Source organism: Achromobacter sp. Marseille-Q4954, assembly GCF_943737025.1.
GTDB classification, from domain to species: domain Bacteria; phylum Pseudomonadota; class Gammaproteobacteria; order Burkholderiales; family Burkholderiaceae_B; genus Achromobacter; species Achromobacter bronchisepticus_A.
In genome coordinates, this window is record NZ_CALSFQ010000001.1 from 2,472,191 (window position 1) to 2,489,763 (window position 17,573).

At 66.1% G+C, this 17,573-nt stretch carries 19 protein-coding genes; 15 read left to right on the forward strand and 4 right to left on the reverse strand.

Annotated elements, in window-relative coordinates; genetic code table 11:
* Positions 1–31: 31 nt before the first annotated feature.
* The gene (locus tag NGK62_RS11630) at positions 32–955 is read right to left on the reverse strand and encodes a LysR family transcriptional regulator (protein ID WP_251878390.1); all 924 of its coding nucleotides are present in this window, start codon (positions 953–955) and stop codon (positions 32–34) included.
* A 318-nt stretch (positions 956–1,273) separates the two neighbouring features.
* Here NGK62_RS11630 and NGK62_RS11635 point away from each other — a divergent pair, with 318 nt between their 5' ends.
* From NGK62_RS11635 to NGK62_RS11660, 6 genes are all read left to right on the forward strand, one after another.
* Positions 1,274–1,960 carry a hydrolase gene (locus NGK62_RS11635; RefSeq protein ID WP_054455784.1) on the forward strand — a complete coding sequence of 229 codons (687 nt, stop codon included), beginning with the start codon at positions 1,274–1,276 and terminating at the stop codon, positions 1,958–1,960.
* Between the two features lie 130 nt (positions 1,961–2,090).
* Positions 2,091–3,683, forward strand: coding sequence for an MFS transporter (locus NGK62_RS11640; protein ID WP_118932739.1), 1,593 nt, complete (start codon positions 2,091–2,093; stop codon positions 3,681–3,683).
* Positions 3,684–3,764: 81 nt separating this feature from the next.
* Entirely contained in the window at positions 3,765–4,469 is a 705-nt protein-coding gene (locus tag NGK62_RS11645) for a pirin family protein (RefSeq protein ID WP_251878392.1), read from the forward strand.
* A 41-nt stretch (positions 4,470–4,510) separates the two neighbouring features.
* Complete coding sequence (locus tag NGK62_RS11650) at positions 4,511–4,774, forward strand: XapX domain-containing protein (protein WP_059376366.1); 264 nt, start codon at positions 4,511–4,513, stop codon at positions 4,772–4,774.
* A gap of 128 nt (positions 4,775–4,902) precedes the next feature.
* On the forward strand, positions 4,903–6,789 hold the full coding sequence (locus NGK62_RS11655) for an amidohydrolase (protein ID WP_251879578.1): 1,887 nt from the start codon (positions 4,903–4,905) through the stop codon (positions 6,787–6,789).
* 11 nt (positions 6,790–6,800) lie between these two features.
* Complete coding sequence (locus tag NGK62_RS11660; RefSeq protein ID WP_251878394.1) at positions 6,801–7,247, forward strand: DoxX family protein; 447 nt, start codon at positions 6,801–6,803, stop codon at positions 7,245–7,247.
* A 74-nt stretch (positions 7,248–7,321) separates the two neighbouring features.
* On the opposite strand, the gene NGK62_RS11665 is transcribed toward NGK62_RS11660, so the two are convergent.
* Entirely contained in the window at positions 7,322–8,245 is a 924-nt protein-coding gene (locus NGK62_RS11665) for a LysR family transcriptional regulator (RefSeq protein ID WP_118932742.1), read from the reverse strand.
* Positions 8,246–8,410: 165 nt separating this feature from the next.
* Between NGK62_RS11665 and NGK62_RS11670 the strand changes: the two genes are divergently transcribed.
* Together NGK62_RS11670 and NGK62_RS11675 are read left to right on the forward strand one after the other, a co-directional pair.
* Positions 8,411–8,893, forward strand: coding sequence for a VOC family protein (locus NGK62_RS11670; protein ID WP_054455770.1), 483 nt, complete (start codon positions 8,411–8,413; stop codon positions 8,891–8,893).
* Positions 8,894–8,910: 17 nt separating this feature from the next.
* Positions 8,911–9,585 (forward strand): flavin reductase family protein, encoded by a 675-nt coding sequence (locus NGK62_RS11675; RefSeq protein ID WP_251878396.1) that lies wholly within the window; start codon positions 8,911–8,913, stop codon positions 9,583–9,585.
* Between the two features lie 16 nt (positions 9,586–9,601).
* Here NGK62_RS11675 and NGK62_RS11680 read toward each other — a convergent pair whose 3' ends face one another.
* Positions 9,602–10,534, reverse strand: coding sequence for a LysR substrate-binding domain-containing protein (locus tag NGK62_RS11680; RefSeq protein WP_088143578.1), 933 nt, complete (start codon positions 10,532–10,534; stop codon positions 9,602–9,604).
* A gap of 171 nt (positions 10,535–10,705) precedes the next feature.
* On the opposite strand from NGK62_RS11680, the gene NGK62_RS11685 reads away from it, so the two are divergent.
* From NGK62_RS11685 to NGK62_RS11710, 6 genes are all read left to right on the forward strand, one after another.
* A complete protein-coding gene (locus NGK62_RS11685; protein WP_059376395.1) occupies positions 10,706–11,617 on the forward strand; it encodes an amino acid ABC transporter substrate-binding protein in 912 nt (303 codons plus the stop codon).
* Between the two features lie 93 nt (positions 11,618–11,710).
* Positions 11,711–12,457 (forward strand): amino acid ABC transporter permease, encoded by a 747-nt coding sequence (locus NGK62_RS11690; protein WP_059376401.1) that lies wholly within the window; start codon positions 11,711–11,713, stop codon positions 12,455–12,457.
* Positions 12,458–12,466: 9 nt separating this feature from the next.
* Positions 12,467–13,156, forward strand: coding sequence for an amino acid ABC transporter permease (locus NGK62_RS11695; protein ID WP_118932745.1), 690 nt, complete (start codon positions 12,467–12,469; stop codon positions 13,154–13,156).
* A 57-nt stretch (positions 13,157–13,213) separates the two neighbouring features.
* Positions 13,214–13,948 carry an amino acid ABC transporter ATP-binding protein gene (locus tag NGK62_RS11700; RefSeq protein WP_041652034.1) on the forward strand — a complete coding sequence of 245 codons (735 nt, stop codon included), beginning with the start codon at positions 13,214–13,216 and terminating at the stop codon, positions 13,946–13,948.
* A 5-nt stretch (positions 13,949–13,953) separates the two neighbouring features.
* The gene (locus NGK62_RS11705) at positions 13,954–15,009 is read left to right on the forward strand and encodes a threonine aldolase family protein (RefSeq protein WP_251878398.1); all 1,056 of its coding nucleotides are present in this window, start codon (positions 13,954–13,956) and stop codon (positions 15,007–15,009) included.
* A 42-nt stretch (positions 15,010–15,051) separates the two neighbouring features.
* On the forward strand, positions 15,052–15,957 hold the full coding sequence (locus NGK62_RS11710) for an EamA family transporter (protein ID WP_059376407.1): 906 nt from the start codon (positions 15,052–15,054) through the stop codon (positions 15,955–15,957).
* 83 nt (positions 15,958–16,040) lie between these two features.
* On the opposite strand, the gene NGK62_RS11715 is transcribed toward NGK62_RS11710, so the two are convergent.
* The gene (locus tag NGK62_RS11715; protein ID WP_059376413.1) at positions 16,041–16,337 is read right to left on the reverse strand and encodes an acylphosphatase; all 297 of its coding nucleotides are present in this window, start codon (positions 16,335–16,337) and stop codon (positions 16,041–16,043) included.
* A gap of 161 nt (positions 16,338–16,498) precedes the next feature.
* Between NGK62_RS11715 and NGK62_RS11720 the strand changes: the two genes are divergently transcribed.
* Complete coding sequence (locus tag NGK62_RS11720) at positions 16,499–17,395, forward strand: phytanoyl-CoA dioxygenase family protein (RefSeq protein ID WP_054455751.1); 897 nt, start codon at positions 16,499–16,501, stop codon at positions 17,393–17,395.
* Positions 17,396–17,573 lie beyond the last annotated feature (178 nt).

Genomic DNA, 17,573 nt, shown 5'->3' on the forward strand with positions numbered 1-17,573 from the left:
AGTCCGGCGCGGTCCGGACCACGCAATCCTTCTACACCTGCACATCATTGGCCCAGGGCTCAGCCGTCAAGCGCTCCGCCAGATATTCGATGAACGCCTGCACCCGGGCCGGCCGGCGGCGACCAGGCGGGGTGACGATGTGCAGGGCGATGGGATCGACCTGCCAGTCGTCCATCACGGTTTCCAGCGCACCTGATTGCAAATCCTTCCACGCCAGGAACTCCGGCTGCAGTGCCAGCCCCATGCCGGCCTGCAGCGCCGGCGTCAGGGCTTCGGCGTTGTTCACGTTCAGGTGCACGGGCAGCGACTGTGAAAACTCGCCGTGCTTTTCATGACGGAAACGCCAGCTCGCGCCGTTGCGCGCATACATGTATTGCAGCGCCGTGTGCTGCGCCAGGTCCTTTGGATGTTTGGGCCGTCCCGCGCGCTTGAAGTAGCTGGGTGCGCCTACCAGCAGGATGCGCACCGAGCACAGGCGGCGTGCCAGCAGCGTCGAGTCCACGAGGTTGGAGATGCGTAGCGCCAGGTCGAAGCGTTCGGAGACCAGGTCGGCCTGCTTGTCGCTGAATTCGATCTCCAGGGCCACGTCGGGATTGGCCTGCATGAAGGGAGGCAGCATCGGCGCCAGATGCGTGACGCCGAAGGACATGGGCGCGGACAGCCTGATCTTGCCGCGCAGGCTGCTCGACTTTTCCGTCACCTCGGATTCGACCGCCTCGCCCTCTTCCAATATGCGCGCTGCGCGTTCCAGCGCCGCGTAGCCGGATTCGGTCAAGGTCATGCTGCGGGACGTCCGATGAAACAGCGTCGTCTTCATGCGGGCTTCCAGACGGCTGATGGTCTTGGAAACCGTGGCCTGCGACAAGGCGAACTCGGCCGCCGCCTTGGCGAATGATCCGGTCTCGGCGACCTTGGCGAAGATCGCCCAACCTTCTAAATCCGGCAGCTTGCTCATCTCGTATTCCTGGGAAATGCCCGCGCCGATGATAGCCCCTGCCTATGGCATGGACAAGAATGGTGTTGAACGCAGCGCAGCAAAAGAACTGTCACGCCATGGTCATCATGCAAGAAATGGAAAGGATGGAATTCCATGCTGCGGGTTCTCAGGAACGCGGCCGCTCCCTACTATGCATACACCGACAGACGAGATGTACGGGCCCTTCCAGCGGCACCCCGCCATCGTCGCAACGGTGCAGACCGGGATGGTTTGCCAGCTACACCGAATTCTTCGCTGCCGCCTTCCTTGATAGTTTTCCTTAAAGAGAGATCCGCCATGTCCGCCAATAAATACCTCGAAGTCCTGACCCCGCAGAACAGCCAGATCATCTTCATCGACCAGCAGCCGCAGATGGCCTTCGGCGTGCAGTCCATCGACCGCCAGACGCTGAAGAACAATGTGGTGGGCTTGGCCAAGGCCGCACGCGCCTTCAATATCCCGACCACCATCACCACCGTCGAAACCGACAGCTTCTCTGGCAACACCTACCCCGAACTGCTGGCTGTGTTCCCCGAGAACAAGATCCTGGAACGCACCTCCATGAACTCCTGGGACGACCAGAACGTGCGCGACGCGCTGGCCGCCAATGGCCGCAAGAAAGTGATCGTCGCCGGCCTGTGGACCGAGGTCTGCAACACCACCTTCGCGCTGTGCGCCATGCTGGAAGGCGAGTACGAAATCTACATGGTGGCTGATGCTTCGGGCGGCACCTCGGTGGACGCGCACAAGTACGCCATGGACCGCATGGTGCAGGCTGGCGCCGTGCCGATGACCTGGTTGCAGGTGATGCTGGAATGGCAGCGCGACTGGGCCCGCAAGGAGACCTATGACGCCGTCACGGGCATCGTGAAGGAACACTCCGGCGCCTACGGCATGGGCATCGACTACGCCGTCACCCACGTGCACAAGCTGGCAGAGCGGGTGCAGCACGGTGAACGCATCGGCCCCAACCCCGCCAAGTAAACCGCAAGCCGGATCGTCCAGACAGCGTCTGGCCGGTCCGGCGCCTTGTTTTTGAACACGGCGTTTTGAACACGGCGGGCGGCGGGACTTGCGGGTCCGAATGCCGCCTGGCGCGATCCAGGAGAGTCCCATGCCAGACCAGAAGAATCCCGCCGCGCGCGGCACCTTCGCGCCCTTGCGCCAGTCCGTGTTCGCCGTGCTGTGGGCCGCGACCGTGCTGGGCAACGTGGGCAGCTTCATGCGGGACGTGGCCAGTTCGTGGCTGGTGACCGACCTGTCGGCCAGCCCGGCTGCGGTGGCGCTGATCCAGACGGCGGCGACCCTGCCCATCTTTTTGCTGGCGATTCCCGCTGGCGTGCTGTCCGACATCCTGGACCGGCGACGCTTCCTGATCTTCGTGCAGCTGCTGCTTGCCTCGGTCAGCGGCACGCTGCTGCTGCTGTCGCATTTCGGCGCGCTGACGGTCGATTACCTGATCGCCCTGACCTTCGTCGGCGGCATCGGCGCGGCCTTGATGGGACCGACCTGGCAATCCATCGTCCCCGAACTCGTACCGCGCGAAGAACTCAAGGGCGCGGTGGCGCTCAATTCGCTGGGCATCAACATCGCCCGCGCCATCGGTCCGGCGGCGGGTGGCCTGATCCTGGCCAGCTTCGGCGCGGCCGTCACCTATGGGCTGGACGTGCTGAGCTACGTGTTCGTCATTGCCGCACTGCTGTGGTGGAAGCGTCCCGCGGCCGTCGATAGCGCGCTGTCGGAGAACTTCTTCGGCGCGTTCCGCGCCGGCCTGCGCTACACGCGGGCCAGCAAGGAGCTGCACCGCGTGTTGCTGCGCGCCGCCGTCTTCTTCCTGTTCGCCAGCGCGGTCTGGGCCTTGCTGCCGCTGGTGGCGCGGCAGATGCTGGGCGGCTCCTCGGGCTTTTACGGCGTGCTGCTGGGCGCGGTGGGCGCAGGAGCCATCATCGGCGCCCTGCTGCTGCCCAGGCTGGGCGCCCGCCTGAATGCCGACGGGTTGGTGCTGCTGGCGTCGGTGGCCAGCGCGGCGGTCATGGCCGTGCTGGTGTTCGCGCCGCCGCAATGGCTGGCCGTGCTGATGCTGGTGGTGCTGGGCATGGGCTGGATTACCGCGCTCACCACGTTCAATGGCGTGGCCCAGGCCGTGCTGCCCAACTGGGTGCGCGGCCGCGGACTGGCGGTGTACCTGATGGTCTTCAACGGCGCGATGGCCGCCGGCAGTTTGGGCTGGGGCCTGGTGGCGCGCGAGATCGGCGTGCCCTACGCTCTGGCGGTCAGCGCCGCCGGACTGGTCGCGGTTGCGCTGCTGTTTCATCGCGCCAGCCTGCCGGTCGGCGAGGCGGATCTGCAGGCGTCGAATCACTGGCCGGAGCCGCTGGTCGCTGAACCGGTGGCCCACGACCGCGGTCCGGTGCTGGTGCAGGTCGAGTACCGCATCCGCCAGGAAGACCGCCCTGCCTTTCTGGATGCGATGCAGCGCCTGTCGCAAGAGCGACTGCGCGATGGTGCCTATGCCTGGGGCGTGGTCGAGCACACCAGTGACCCGCAGCGGGTGGTCGAGTGGTTCTTCGTCGAATCCTGGGCCGAACACCTGCGCCAGCATCACCGGGTGTCGCATGCCGATGCCGATCTGCAAGCGGAAGCGCTGCGCTTTCACATGGGGCCGGACAAGCCCGAAGTGCATCACTTCCTGGCCTTGAAGCGCTGACGGGCAGCATCGGGAGCACGTCCATGAATCACATGAAGCCTGCCGCCGTGATCGGCGACAGTCCGGCCACGGAGGCGCATCATGATTGAGCGCCGTCCGCTTGCGAGCCTGGGCCACGAACGCCGCGGCTGGCTGGATGCCAAGCATCACTTTTCCTTCGCGGCCTACCAGGACCCCGAGCGCATGAGCTGGGGCGCGCTGCGCGCATGGAACGATGAAACCATCGCGCCGGGCGCAGGGTTTCCGCCCTTGTTGCACTCGGACGTGGAAATCATCACCTGCGTGCGGGAAGGCGCGCTCACCCATGAAGACGATCTGGGCAATCGCGGCCGCACCCGCGCTGGCGAAGTGCAGGTCGTGAGCGCGGGCAGTGGGGTGACGCATGCCGAATTCAATATGGAAGGCGGACCCGCGCACGTCTTCCAGATTTGGATAGAGCCGGACCGCCGCGGCGCGCCGCCCAGTTGGGGCCGGAAGTCCTTTACCCGCGAAGCCTGCAAGGGACGCTTCATCACGCTGGCCAGCGGCATCGACGGCGACGATGATGCGCTGCCCATCCGCAGCGACGCGCGCGTGCTTGCGGTGGCGCTCAAAGCAGGCGAAGCCGTCGTTTACCGCTTCGCGCGCGGCCGCCGCCGCGGCTATCTGGTCGCCTCCAAGGGCAGATTGCAAGTCAACGGCGTGGAGATTGGCTCAGGCGATGGCGCCGCCATCCGCGACGAAACCGATGTGCGCCTCATGGCCTTGGACGATGCCGAAGTGCTCCTGGCCGATACGCACGCATGAGCGGCGCGCGCTCATAACCCCTACACAACGCGAGGACGCACATGAAGATCTATCTACTTTCCCTGGGCGCCGGACTGCTGGTCGGCGTGGTCTACAGCCTTCTGCAGGTCCGCTCGCCCGCTCCGCCGCTGGTGGCGTTGATCGGCCTGCTGGGCATATTGGTCGGCGAGCAGGTCATTCCCGTGGGCAAGCAACTGCTCAAGGGCACCGCCTTCGTCGCGGCCTGTGACAAGGAAAAGGCCGTGAGCCACGTGCTCGGGCAATTGCCTGGCCGCCACCAGGCTCAAGACAAGGAACACGGCTGAGCCGGTTCCCGCATCCAAGGAGATATTGCATGCCTACCCGCCGCGATCTCATCGGTGTAGCTTCCGCCCTGGCGCTCAACGGTATGTTGGGACGCCCCGCCATCGCCAGTTCAAAAGGAGATTCCAACATGTCCAACGCCACGCCGGACGTCATTTTCCACAATGGCCGCATCACCACGCTGGACCGTGGCAAGCCGCAGGCCAGCGCTGTCGCGATCAAGAACGGCCGCTTTGTGGCGGTCGGTTCGGACGCCGAAGTCATGCCGCTGGCCGGCGCCGGCACGCGGGTCGTCGACCTGAAGCGCCGCGCGGCCTTGCCGGGCCTGTACGACAACCACACCCACGTGGTCCGCGGCGGCCTGAACTACAACATGGAGCTGCGCTGGGACGGCGTGCGCTCGCTGGCCGACGCCATGGCCATGCTGAAACGCCAGGTCGCCATCACGCCCGCGCCGCAATGGGTGCGCGTGGTGGGCGGCTTTACCGAGCATCAGTTCGCCGAGAAGCGCCTGCCCACGATCGAGGAGATCAACGCCATCGCGCCCGACACGCCGGTGTTCATCCTGCACCTGTATGATCGCGCGCTGCTCAACGGCGCAGCGCTGCGCGCGGTGGGCTATACCAAGACCACGCCCAATCCGCCGGGCGGCGAGATCATGCGCGATGGTCAGGGCAATCCCACGGGGCTGCTGCTGGCCAAACCTAACGCGACCATTCTGTACGCCACCCTGGCCAAGGGCCCCAAGCTGCCCTTCGACTACCAGGTCAATTCCACGCGCCACTTCATGCGCGAGCTGAACCGGCTGGGCGTGACCGGCGTGATCGATGCGGGCGGCGGCTTCCAGAACTATCCGGACGACTACGCCGTGATCCAGAAGCTGGCCGACGAGAACCAGATGACGGTGCGCCTGGCCTACAACCTCTTCACGCAAAAGCCCAAGCAGGAAAAGGAAGATTTCCTCAACTGGACGTCGAGCGTGAAGTACAAGCAGGGCAGCGACTACTTCCGCCACAACGGCGCGGGCGAAATGCTGGTGTTCTCGGCGGCCGACTTCGAGGACTTCCGCGTCGAGCGTCCGGACATGCCGCCCGAAATGGAAGGCGAACTGGAAGAGGTCGTGCGCGTGCTGGTGCAGAACAAGTGGCCGTGGCGTTTGCACGCCACCTACGATGAGACCATCTCGCGCGCGCTGGACGTGTTCGAGAAAGTGCATCGCGATACGCCGCTGACGGGGCTGAACTGGTTCTTCGACCACGCCGAGACCATCTCCGACAAATCGATCGACCGCATTGCCGCGCTGGGTGGCGGCATTGCCGTACAGCACCGCATGGCCTACCAGGGCGAGTACTTCATCGAACGCTACGGCGCGAAGGCCGCCGAAGCCACGCCGCCCGTCGCCAAGATCCTGCAGCGCGGCGTGAAGGTCTCGGCCGGCACCGATGCGACCCGTGTCGCGTCCTACAACCCCTGGGTGTCCTTGTCCTGGATGGTTACCGGCAAGACCGTGGGCGGCACCCGCCTCTACCCTGCGCGCAACTGCCTGGACCGCGAGACGGCGCTGCGCATGTGGACCGAGAATGTGGCCTGGTTCTCCAACGAGGAAGGCAAGCGCGGCCGCATCGAACCCGGCCAGCTGGCCGACTTCATCGTGCCGGACAAGGACTACTTCAGCTGCACCGAGGACGAGATCTCCTTTCTGACCTCGGACCTGACCGTGGTGGGCGGGCGGGTGGTCTACGGCGCGGGCGAATTCGCGCCGCTGGACGACAACCCGCTGCCGCCCGCCATGCCCGACTGGTCGCCTACCCGGCTGTTCGGCGGCTATGGCGCCTGGGGCGATCCTGACGGCGCCGGCCGCAATTCGCTGGGCTACCGCAACATGGCGGCCTGCGCGTGCGCCAGCTCCTGCGGCCTGCATGGACACGACCATGCCCGCGCATGGACGTCGAATGCGCCCAGCTCCGATCCGCAGGGCTTCTTCGGCGCGCTGGGCTGCTCCTGCTGGGCCGTCTGAGGAGGCTGGCCATGAACGCTGCTTTCCAATGGGAACGTCGCCTGGCCGACCTGGCCCGCCCGCTGTTCGGCGCCTCGGCGCTGCGGTTCCTGGCCTATCTGGGGCTGTGCGCCGCCTACCTGCAGGGCGGGCTGGTGAAGCTCTTCGATTTTCCCGGTGCGCTGCGCGAAATGGCGCATTTCGGGCTGTCGCCCGGGCCGTTGTTCGCGGTGCTGGTGATTGCGCTGGAACTGGTTGCTTCCCTGATGATCCTGACGGGCCGGCTGCGATGGTTGGGCGCGCTGGCGCTAGCTGCATTCACGTTGGTGGCGACCGGCATTGCGTTGCGCTTTTGGGAGATGCCCGTGGGGCAGGAACGCTTCATGGCGGCCAACTCGTTCTTTGAACATCTGGGGTTGGCCGGCGGGTTTCTACTTGTGGCGTGGTTGGATTTGCGGGAGATCGAGAAGGCTCTTTAAATCGATCCTTAAGCGCCTTGTGATCGAATTCAGGGTGTTTTCCCGCGCAAGCTGCTACGTCGACGGCGAACTATCTACAACCCCGCCGCCGCATCCGGCGGCGTGCCGCAAACCTGCTTGATCGTTTGCCTTAGCCAGCGGTGCGCGGGGTCGCTGTCCAGCCGCGGCGGCCAGGCCTGCACCACGGTAACCGGACGCATGGGCACCGGCACCTCGAAGGCGCTCAGCTTCAGGCCCAGGCGTTCGACGCCGGACATCAGGTTCTGCGGCATGGACGGCAGCACCAGGTCGGAATCGGCCAGCGCGAAGATCGCGGCGTGGAAGGTGGGCGTGATCAGCGTGACGTGGCGCGCCAGCCCGAGTTCTTCCAGGGTGTCGTCGATCGGACCTTGCGCGCGGCCGCGGCGCGACACGCTGACGTGGTCGTAGGCGCAGAAGCGCTGCGGGGTGATGGGCGCCTTGAAGATCGGGTGTTCCTTGCGCGCCAGTCCGCAGAACGCGGTGGTGAACAGGGTCTGCACCTTGATGTCGGCGCCGAACTTCTGGGAAGAACCGATATAGAGATCGGCATCGCCGCTGAGCGCGTCGGCGTCGTGGTTGCCTTCGGAGACGAAGCGCAGCACGGCGCGGGGCGCATAACGGCGCAGGTGCTCGCGCAGCCGGCCGCCGTAACCGCCCACGAACACGTCGTTGGCGCGCAGGGTGAAGACGCGCGTCAGGGTTGCCAGGTTGATGTCCTCGCCGAAGGCCGTGAAGACGGCCTGCGCTTGTTCGATGACGTGGCGCACCTGCGCGTGCAGGGCCAGCGCCCGGGGCGTGGGCGCCAGGCCGCGGCCGGAGCGCACCAGCACGGGGTCGCCGACGGCCTCCCGGATGCGCGCCAGGCTGCGGCTCATGGCGGGGGTGCTCAGGTTCAGCCGGCGCGCCGCGCCGACGACGCTGCCTTCCTGGATCAGCACGTCCAGGGTCAATAGCAGATTCAGGTCTAGCGGTTTCATGTGGCCAAGCATAGCGCGGCCGGCAAACCGGACGGGCGTTTCAGGGTTGCGTCTGATGCACTTCTGGATTGCGCCAGACGGCATTCCCCGGCGTCCCGCCCGGGACCAACATTCGAGCCGTGGCCGCGCGTGGGCGTAGGCCGTATGAGAATCGAGGAGAGACAAATGGCGCTGGAAGTTCTGGAGTTGCACCATCACGCGGTGCGCATGTCGCTGGACAAGGTCGCGGCCATGGGTGCGTTCTATGGCGACGTGCTGGGTTTGGACACGGACCGTGGCCGTTGGGAGATTCCGGGCATCGCCGGCTACTTCCTGGACATGGGCAACGATTGCCAGATCCACCTGCTGGGCAGCGACGGCCCCTCGCCCTATTCCCAAGGTCCGGGCTGTGATCCTGTGGAAAACCACGTGGCGCTGGCCGTGCGCGATATCGCGGCGGCCGAGACGGAACTGCAGCGTCTGGCGGTGGACTACTGGAAGCTGGACAACGTGGCCGCGCCCGAGCTTATGCAGCTGTTCCTGCGCGACCCGGTGGGCAACCTGATCGAGCTGCACCAGATCGGCCGCTGCCGTTGCAAGCGCAGCGACCGCGCCTTCGCCGACGCGAAGGCCGCGCAAGGCGCCGCGCCGTCGCAAGGCCGGGACTGAGGGGTTGGGGATAAGCCATGTTCATCGATCTGAATGACCTGGCGGGCCCGGCGCGCTACAAGCTGCTGACCGCTGCTATCGTGCCGCGGCCCATCGCCTGGATCGTGTCGCGCGACGCCGCAGGGACGACGAACGTGGCGCCGTTCTCGTTCTTCAACCTGATGTCGGGCGATCCGCCGCTGATCTGCGTCGGCATCGGCGTGCGCGGCGATGCGCCCAAGGACACCGCGCGCAACATCGCCGAACGCGGCGAGTTCACCGTGAGCCTGGTGTCCGCCCCGCAGGCCGGCCGGATGAACGTGACGGCGGTGGATTTTCCGGCGGGCGTGGACGAGTCCCTGGAGGCTGGCCTGGAGTTGTCGCCGTCGCGGCGCATCGAGGTGCCCTGGGTGGCGCAGTCGCCCGTGGCGTTCGAGTGCCGCGTGCATGAACTGCTGCGCATCGACCGCCGCAGCCTGATCGTGGCGCAGGTGGCGGCCATGCATGTGCGTGACGACGTGGTGGCGGACCGGAAGCATCTCTATTTGGATGGTCCGGCGATGGACCTGCTGGCGCGCCTGCACAATCCAGGCTGGTATTGCCGGCCGCAGGCGGCCTTTCAGATGCATCAGCTGACGCTGGCGCAGTGGGATGCGATGAAGCAATCGGGCGAGGCCGAGCGGTATCTGGAGCAAGGCGCCGCAGAGCGCTGATGGCACCAGCGCGGCGTCACCGCCCCGGCCGCGCCTTCAGATCCCCCATCTCTTCCTGCATGAGCTGGTGCGCATAACGTGAAAACACGCTGACCAGTCGCGTGCGCGTGTGGTACGGCGGATACAGCAGCGCCACCGTCACCGGCACGGCGGGGCTGAAGGGGCGGATCTCGACGTTGTGGGCCGCGTATTCCTCGCGCGCGGCCAGCGGGTTGATGAGCGCCACGCCCAAGCCCGCGCCGACCAGGGCGCAGATCGACGACCCCAGGCCGGCCTCGGCCACGGTCTGGCGTTCGACCTTGGCAGTCTTGAATATCGTGTCGATCTTTTCGCGCAGCGGCGTGCCGCTGGTGAAGGCCACGAACGGTTCGCCGGCGAAGTCGGCGGGCTTGAGTTTCTTCAGCTTGGCCAGGCGATGGCCCTTGGGCACTACCGCGACGCAGCTCATGGTCAGCACCGGTTCGACCTGGATGCCGGGGGAATCTCCCGACAGCATGGCCAGGCCCGTGTCGCAGAACCCCGAACTGATCCAGTTGTGCACCGTGCTGGCGTTGCCGGAATGGATGGACACCATCACGTCCGGGTATTCCGTCTTGAAGGCCGCGACGATGCGCGCCAGCAGGCCGCCTGCCAACCGCGGCATGGCGGCCACGCTAAGGCGGCTGGCGCTGAACGAGCGGATGCTGGCTGCCGCCGATTCCAGGCCGGCCAGGCCGATGAAGGTCTTTTCCACTTCCTGGAAGAAGCGCGACCCGTCCTGCGTCGGGGTCAGGCGGCTGCCATTGCGGTCGAACAAGGCGAACTGGGTAATGGCTTCCAATTGCGCAATTAAGCGGCTAACGTGCGGCTGCGAGGTGTGCACGCGCCGTGCGGCGGCGGTCATGGAGCCGGTCATCATCACGGCGCGGAACGCCTCGATGTGTCTCAAGCCCATCCGTGGAATGGCCATGTCAAATCCGTATAGAGGAATACTCGATTGGAACTGGATAAAACCATACCGCTAGTTGATACTTTTCGCCAGCCGCGGGGCTCATCGCGGGACGAGGCGGCTGTCAGCCTGGCTGGCGCCGTCGATCGTGAACATAAACATGCGCCGCTCGAACGGCGCCAAGGGAATCAGATGAAAGCACTTGCTGCGATCTCCGTCGCCGCGGCCTTCCTGGGCAGCGCCGCAACCGCCCAGGCCGAAGGCCCCAGCCGCCTGGACAAGATCAAGGAAACCGGCGTGATCACGCTGGGCCATCCGGAGACCTCGGTCCCGTTTGCCTATCTGGACGGCAACCAGAAGCCGATCGGCTACACGGTGGAGATCTGCCAGGAAGTCGCCCAATACGTGAAGGCCGCCCTGAAGCTGCCCAAGCTGGAGGTGCGCTACAACCCGACGACTTCCGCCACGCGCATTCCGCTGCTGGCCAACGGCACCATCGACCTGGAATGCGGCAACACCACCAACAACCTCGAACGCCACAAGCTGGTGTCGTTCGCGCCCACGACCTTTGTGGCGCAGGTGGTGCTGGTGGCGCGCAAGGACGGCGGCGTGGATCCCAACAACCTGGAGTCCTTCCGCGGCAAGTCGATCGCCGCGCAGGCCGGCGGCCAGACCTTCCGGCTGATCTCGCAGCTGAACGCCAAGGGCAACCTGGGCATCACCATGGCGCCCACCAAGGACACCGCCGAAACCATCCTGATGGTGGAATCGGGCCGCGCCGCGGGTTCGGCCAACGATGACGGCATCGCCTATGGCGCGGTGGCGTCGTCGAAGAATCCCGACGCCTTCGTGATTGGCACCAAGGGCCTGGAAATGGCGCCCTACGGCATCATGGAACCCAAGGACGATCCGGCCTTCAAGAAGGTGGTGGACGATGCCGTGCGCGATCTGATCAAGACGGGCAAGGTGGCCGCGATCTACGACAAGTACTTCAATGCGCCGATCCCGCCCAAGCAGATCAACCTGAAGTACCCGATGAGCGATGCGCTCAAGCGCGCGCTGGCCAATCCGACCGATTCCGGCGATCCCAAGGCGTACGAGTAAGCAGGCTGCGCGCGGGACGCCCGGCGTCCCGCGGCTTGCGTGCAAGGAAGCCGGCTGCCAGGCGCGGTTGGCATCGCCATCAAGGGACGGGGCATGAATTACAACTGGAGCTGGAGCATCTTCCTGGATATGTCGCCGGACGGCGTGCATACCTTTCTGGAGACGATCTTCATCGGCGTGGGCTGGACCTTGGCGCTGGCCCTGACCGCGTGGGTGTTCTCGCTGTTGCTGGGGTCAGTGCTGGGCGTGATGCGCACCGCCAGCTCGCGCCTGATGAACGCGCTGGGCGCGACCTATGTGGAGGTCTTCCGCAACATCCCGCTGCTGGTGCAGATGTTCCTCTGGTACTTCGTGCTGCCCGAACTGCTGCCGCATGCCTGGGGCCTGGCCATGAAGCAGATGCCGCAACCCTGGGGCCAGTTCGTACCCGCGGTGCTGTGCCTGGGATTCTATGGATCGGCGCGGGTGGCCGAGCAGCTGCGCGCGGGCATACAGTCGCTGCCGCGCGGCCAGTTCCAGGCGGGCACCGCGCTGGGCCTGACCGAGGCGCAGGTGTACCGCTACATCATCCTGCCGGAAGCGTTCCGCATTGTGCTGCCGCCCCTGACCTCCGAGTTCATGGGCACCATCAAGTATTCGTCGGTGGCGCTGACGATAGGGCTGTTGGAGCTGACCGGCCAGGCGCGTTCGATGGCGGAATTCAGCTTCCACATCTTCGAGGCGTTTTCCGCGGCCACGGTGATCTACCTGATCATCAACGGCATGGTGGTGCTGGGCATGCGGCTGCTCGAACGCCATGTCGCGGTTCCCGGACTGATCGGTTCGGCGAAAAGGCCCTAGGACGACGCCATGGGCAAATTCGATTTCGACGTGATCTGGGCGGCGCTGCCCTATCTGTTCAAGACGGGCATGACCTTCACGCTGACCCTGACCGCGCTGGCCGGCGTGATGGGCCTGGCGCTGGGCACGCTGCTGGCCATGATGCGGCTGTCGCGCTTCAAGATCCTGTCGGTGCCGGCGGGCATCTACGTGAACGTGATGCGCTCGATCCCGCTCTTGCTGGTGATCTTCTGGTTCTACTTCCTGATGCCCTACATCGCGGCCTGGGTGGTGGGGTCGCCCACGCCGTTGCGCGTGGGGGCGTTCAATTCGGCGGTGATCACCTTCACCCTTTTCGAGGCCGCGTACTTTTGCGAAATCATGCGCGCGGGCATCCAGTCGATCGCGCGCGGCCAGGTGTCGGCCAGCATGGCGCTGGGGCTGAACCACTGGCAGGGCATGCGCTATGTGGTGTTGCCGCAGGCGTTCCGCAACATGCTGCCGGCGCTCTTCACGCGCATCATCATCCTGTTCCAGGACACCTCGCTGGTGTATGTGCTGTCCCTGACCGATTTCCTCGGCGCGGCCGCCAAGATCGGCCAGCGCGACGGCCGTCTGGTGGAGCTCTATCTGTTCGTGGCGGTGGTGTATTTCGTGATCTGCTTCACGGCGTCCCGCCTGGTCAAGCTGCTGGAAAAGCGCACGCGGGTGCTGCGCTAGCGCAGCGCCTCCAGTTATCCACAGGTTTCAACAATGCAACTCTCTTCCAAGCCCCCGATGATAGCGATCAAGCAGGTCAGCAAGTGGTATGGCGACTTCCAGGTGCTGGACGATTGCTCCACCACCGTGGGCCGCGGCGAGGTCGTGGTGGTGTGCGGACCGTCGGGTTCGGGCAAGTCCACGCTGATCAAGACCGTGAACGCGCTGGAGCCCTTCCAGAAAGGCGAGATCCAGGTCAACGGCATTTCGGTGGGCGATCCGCGCACCAACCTGCCCAAGCTGCGCGCGGTGGCCGGCATGGTGTTCCAGCATTTCGAGCTGTTCCCGCACCTGTCGGTGACGGAGAACCTGTGCCTGGGCCAGCTCAAGGTGCTCAAGCGCGGCAAGGACGAAGCGCGCCAGCGCGCGCTGGCCCTGCTGGAGCGCGTGGGCCTGTCGGCGCACAAGGACAAGCACCCCGGCGAACTGTCGGGCGGTCAGCAGCAGCGCGTGGCGATCGCGCGCGCGCTGTCGATGGACCCGGTGGTGATGCTGTTCGACGAACCGACCTCGGCGCTGGACCCTGAGATGGTCAACGAAGTGCTGGACGTGATGACCGACCTGGCCGCCGAGGGCATGACGATGATGGTGGTGACCCATGAAATGGGATTCGCGCGCCGCGTCGCCGACCGTGTGATCTTCATGGACGGCGGCAAGATCGTGGAAGACTGCGACAAGGAGCAGTTCTTCGGCGATGTAGAGGAGCGTGCGCCGCGCACGCGCCAGTTTCTTTCCAAAATCCTGCAGCACTGACAGCCATGACCCAGACCTCCCCCGCCGCCGCCCGCGCACCCGTCGACCTGCGCAGCGACACGGTCACCCATCCCACCGCGGCCATGTACGAACGCATGCGCACCGCGCCCATCGGCGATGACGGCCTGGACGGCGATCCTACCGTGCGCGAGCTCGAGGCGTATGTGGCCGGCCAGCTGGGCAAGGAAGCCGGGCTGTTCGTGCCCAGCTGCACCATGGCCAACCTGCTGGCGGTGCTGGCGCAGACGCAGCGCAATGAGCAGGTGGTGTTGGAATCGGCCGCCCACATGTACACGTCCGAACGCGGGGCGGCCACGTTCACCGGCTCGTTCTACCTGGGCCTGCCCGGTACTGACGGCGCCATGGACCTGAACCGCCTGGAGGACGCCTTGCTGGCCGGCGGCCACCGGTTGAAGACGGCGCTGGTGACGATGGAGACCTCGCACAATAACGCCGCCGGCGCGGTGCTGCCGCTGGATCACATGCAGGCGGTCCATGGCTTGGCGCGTGCCGCGGGCGTGCCGGTGCACCTGGATGGCGCGCGCCTCTACAACGCGGCCGTGGCCCTGGGCGTGGCGGCGGGCGAGATCGCCCGCCATGCCGACACCGTGTCGCTGTGCCTGTCCAAGGGCCTGAGCGCGCCGGTGGGCGCGGTGCTGGCCGGCAGCCAGCCCGTCATGGCGCGGGCGCGCGTGCTGCGTCGCATGCTGGGCGGCACCCAGCGCCAGTCGGGCATCATGGCAGCGGCCGGCCTGGAAGGCGTGCAGACCATGACCGGGCGGCTGGCGGAGGATCACGTTCGCGCGCGCCGCCTGAGCGCGGGCGTCAACCGCCTGGGACCGGCCATCTCGGCCACCGAACCGCAGACCAATATCGTGCAGGTGGAGACCGCCGGCACGGGCATGAGCAACACGGAGTGGGTGGCGGCCCTGCAGGCGGCGGGCCTGCTGGTGCGCCCCTGGGGCCGCACGCGGCTGCGCTGCGTGACCCACCGCCACATCGGCGATGCCGACATCGACGCGGCTGTGCAAGCCTTCGAAACGGTGCTGAACGCAGGCTGATCTGCTCCGTTCGGCGGCGGTGGCGCGATGCGATAATGCCGCATGACCACGACCCATCTTTCCCGAAAAGACTATTTCTGCGCATTGGCGGTCGTGGTCATCTGGGGCACCAACTTCGTCGCCATGAAGGTCGGCATGCGGGGCCTCTCTCCCATGCTGCTGGGCGCCCTGAGATTCGCGCTGGCGGCCTTCCCCCTGATTCTCTTCGTGCGTGCGCCCAGGCTGCCCTGGCGCTGGGTTGCGGCTTACGGGTTGGTGCAGGGCCTGGGCCAGTTCGGGCTGCTCTTTACCGCCTTGAAGTTCGGCATGCCGGCCGGCATGGCGTCGCTGGTGATCCAGACGCAGGCGTTCTTCACCCTGCTGCTGGCCGCGCCCATCCTGCATGAGCGCGCGCAGCGCCATCACTGGATCGGGCTGGGCGTGGCGGCGCTGGGGCTGGCGGTCATCGCCGGCGGCCGCGGCGAAGGGCCGGGCCAGATGACCATGGCGGGGTTCGTGCTGACGCTGGGCGGCGCGTTCATGTGGGCCGTGTCCAACATCATCGTGCGCCTGGCCAGCCGCAAGTCGCCGGGCTACGACCCGTTTGCCTTCATCGCCTGGAGCAGCGCCGCGCCGGTGCTGCCTTTCCTGCTGCTGGCCGTGCTGGTCGACGGCTGGCAGCCGGTGGTCGGCATGATCATGAACATAGGCTGGGGAGAGATCCTGTCGGTGTTGTACCTGGCGGTGCTGGCCACCTTGGTGGCCTACACGCTGTGGACGCAGTTGCTCACGCGCCACGCCGCCGCCAAGATCGCGCCGTTCTCGCTGCTGGTGCCCGTGGTGGGGCTATGGGCCGCTTCCGTTGCCTTCGGCGAACGCCTGGAGACGCTGCAATGGGTGGGCGTGGCCTGCGTGCTGGCCGGCCTGCTTTTCAACCAGCTCGGCGGGCGCTGGCTGCGCACGCGCTGAGTCTTTCGGCAGGCGCCTTTTTTCCTTTCGCGTCCGTATCGGCCGACCAGACTAGCCCATAACGGCGAGCAGAGGCGACGGCCTCACAGCTGCTCGAAACGGATGTAACGCTTATCGGTGTACTCCCGGCGGGTGGTGATCTCCTGCACGCTGGCGCCCGGGGGGCCGCGCCGCAGCCATTCCAGCATGTGGTCGACCTGGTCGGCGGTGCCCTGCACCATGGCTTCGACCGTGCCGTTCGGCAGGTTCTGCACCCAGCCCTTGGCGCCCAGCATGTGGGCGCGCCGGACCGTGGCGTGGCGGTAGCCCACGCCTTGCACGGTGCCAGTGACCGTGACGTGCACGGTCTCGATATGGGTATCGGCTTTAGGGTCTTGCATCGATTCTCTCTTGGATGAGGCGCCGCGCTCGGCGATGTACGTAGACGGTAGTGACTACGGCGGATGGTCTATAGGCCGGGGGGGGCGCCTGGCGATACGTTAGAGCTCATGTCAAAACGTGCCAGCGGGAACACCCGTTACCAGAGCTTGGAGAAGCCATTATGGAAGAGACCAGTTTGTTGTCGGAAGCCGAGACAGCGCGCTACAGGGAACAGGGCTACCTGGCCCTGAAGGACATGTGCCCGCAGGACGAGGTGGGTTACATCCGCAGGACGCTGCTCGACCTGTTCGCGAACAAGACCGGCTACAACGAGGGGGCGCAGTATGACTTTGTGAGCCGCGACGACCCGTCCAAACCTGCCAAGTTTCCCAGCTTGCACGATCCTCGCCATTATGCCCCGGGCCTCTTGAAGACCGAGTACCACGAGCGCACCCTGGAGCTGGCGCGCCAGTTGCTGGGCCCCGAGGCGGCCCTGTACGGCGAACACGCCCTGCTCAAGCCAGGGCCGCACGGACCGGAAACGCCGTGGCATCAGGACGAGGCTTTCCGCTCGCCGGACTTCATCTACAACGAACTCAGCATCTGGCTGGCGCTGCAGCCGGCCACCACGGAAAACGGCTGCATGCAGTTCATTCCGGGTTCCAACAAATGGGACGTGCTGGAGCACCGTTCGCCGGGCGGCGACAAGACCCTGCATCCGCTTGAATGCTGCGGCGATTTTCCGCGCGACCAGGCGGTGCCGGAGCCGCTGGACCCGGGCGGCATCACGGTGCATGACGCCCGCACGCTGCACTTCACCGGGCCGAATACCTCGCAGGCGCCGCGGCTGGCTTACATCCTGATCTACAACACGCCGCCGGTCTACAAGCCGGGCCGCCGCGAATTCCCGTGGCTGGAAGGCCGCTGGACCGACAGCCAGACCCGCAAGAAACAGTGGCACAAGCGCGGCGGACTGGCCGTGGACGTGATGCGCCGTCTGCCCGGCGCGCGGCTGACCAGCCCGCGCTGGGTGGCCTGGGCCACGATTCGGGCGGTGTCCAAGGTCTGGCCGCGATAACGGGGGCGCAGGGGCCGCAAGAGTCCCTGCGATAAAAGGGGGGGCGCGAACGAGGCCGGCAAGCGACGCTTGCCGGCCTCGGCGCGTATACTGGGCGGCGTTGCGGGGCCTGGGAGGCCCGCGCAATCGCTGGAGCTGCCCGCAGCTGGCGGCCCGGCGTCCAAGAATAACGAGCCGC

What these genes read in the sequence shown, in the direction of transcription:
- NGK62_RS11690 (WP_059376401.1), top strand. Translation starts at nt 11,711, where the DNA reads ATGAATTACAACTGGAGCTGGAGCATCTTCCTGGATATGTCGCCGGAC.
- NGK62_RS11685 (WP_059376395.1), top strand. Translation starts at nt 10,706, where the DNA reads ATGAAAGCACTTGCTGCGATCTCCGTCGCCGCGGCCTTCCTGGGCAGC.
- NGK62_RS11720 (WP_054455751.1), top strand. Translation starts at nt 16,499, where the DNA reads ATGGAAGAGACCAGTTTGTTGTCGGAAGCCGAGACAGCGCGCTACAGG.
- NGK62_RS11635 (WP_054455784.1), top strand. Translation starts at nt 1,274, where the DNA reads ATGTCCGCCAATAAATACCTCGAAGTCCTGACCCCGCAGAACAGCCAG.
- NGK62_RS11665 (WP_118932742.1), bottom strand. Translation starts at nt 8,245, where the DNA reads ATGAAACCGCTAGACCTGAATCTGCTATTGACCCTGGACGTGCTGATC.
- NGK62_RS11660 (WP_251878394.1), top strand. Translation starts at nt 6,801, where the DNA reads ATGAACGCTGCTTTCCAATGGGAACGTCGCCTGGCCGACCTGGCCCGC.
- NGK62_RS11640 (WP_118932739.1), top strand. Translation starts at nt 2,091, where the DNA reads ATGCCAGACCAGAAGAATCCCGCCGCGCGCGGCACCTTCGCGCCCTTG.
- NGK62_RS11630 (WP_251878390.1), bottom strand. Translation starts at nt 955, where the DNA reads ATGAGCAAGCTGCCGGATTTAGAAGGTTGGGCGATCTTCGCCAAGGTC.
- NGK62_RS11655 (WP_251879578.1), top strand. Translation starts at nt 4,903, where the DNA reads ATGTCCAACGCCACGCCGGACGTCATTTTCCACAATGGCCGCATCACC.
- NGK62_RS11710 (WP_059376407.1), top strand. Translation starts at nt 15,052, where the DNA reads ATGACCACGACCCATCTTTCCCGAAAAGACTATTTCTGCGCATTGGCG.
- NGK62_RS11675 (WP_251878396.1), top strand. Translation starts at nt 8,911, where the DNA reads ATGTTCATCGATCTGAATGACCTGGCGGGCCCGGCGCGCTACAAGCTG.
- NGK62_RS11650 (WP_059376366.1), top strand. Translation starts at nt 4,511, where the DNA reads ATGAAGATCTATCTACTTTCCCTGGGCGCCGGACTGCTGGTCGGCGTG.
- NGK62_RS11670 (WP_054455770.1), top strand. Translation starts at nt 8,411, where the DNA reads ATGGCGCTGGAAGTTCTGGAGTTGCACCATCACGCGGTGCGCATGTCG.
- NGK62_RS11705 (WP_251878398.1), top strand. Translation starts at nt 13,954, where the DNA reads ATGACCCAGACCTCCCCCGCCGCCGCCCGCGCACCCGTCGACCTGCGC.
- NGK62_RS11645 (WP_251878392.1), top strand. Translation starts at nt 3,765, where the DNA reads ATGATTGAGCGCCGTCCGCTTGCGAGCCTGGGCCACGAACGCCGCGGC.
- NGK62_RS11695 (WP_118932745.1), top strand. Translation starts at nt 12,467, where the DNA reads ATGGGCAAATTCGATTTCGACGTGATCTGGGCGGCGCTGCCCTATCTG.
- NGK62_RS11680 (WP_088143578.1), bottom strand. Translation starts at nt 10,534, where the DNA reads ATGGCCATTCCACGGATGGGCTTGAGACACATCGAGGCGTTCCGCGCC.
- NGK62_RS11700 (WP_041652034.1), top strand. Translation starts at nt 13,214, where the DNA reads ATGATAGCGATCAAGCAGGTCAGCAAGTGGTATGGCGACTTCCAGGTG.
- NGK62_RS11715 (WP_059376413.1), bottom strand. Translation starts at nt 16,337, where the DNA reads ATGCAAGACCCTAAAGCCGATACCCATATCGAGACCGTGCACGTCACG.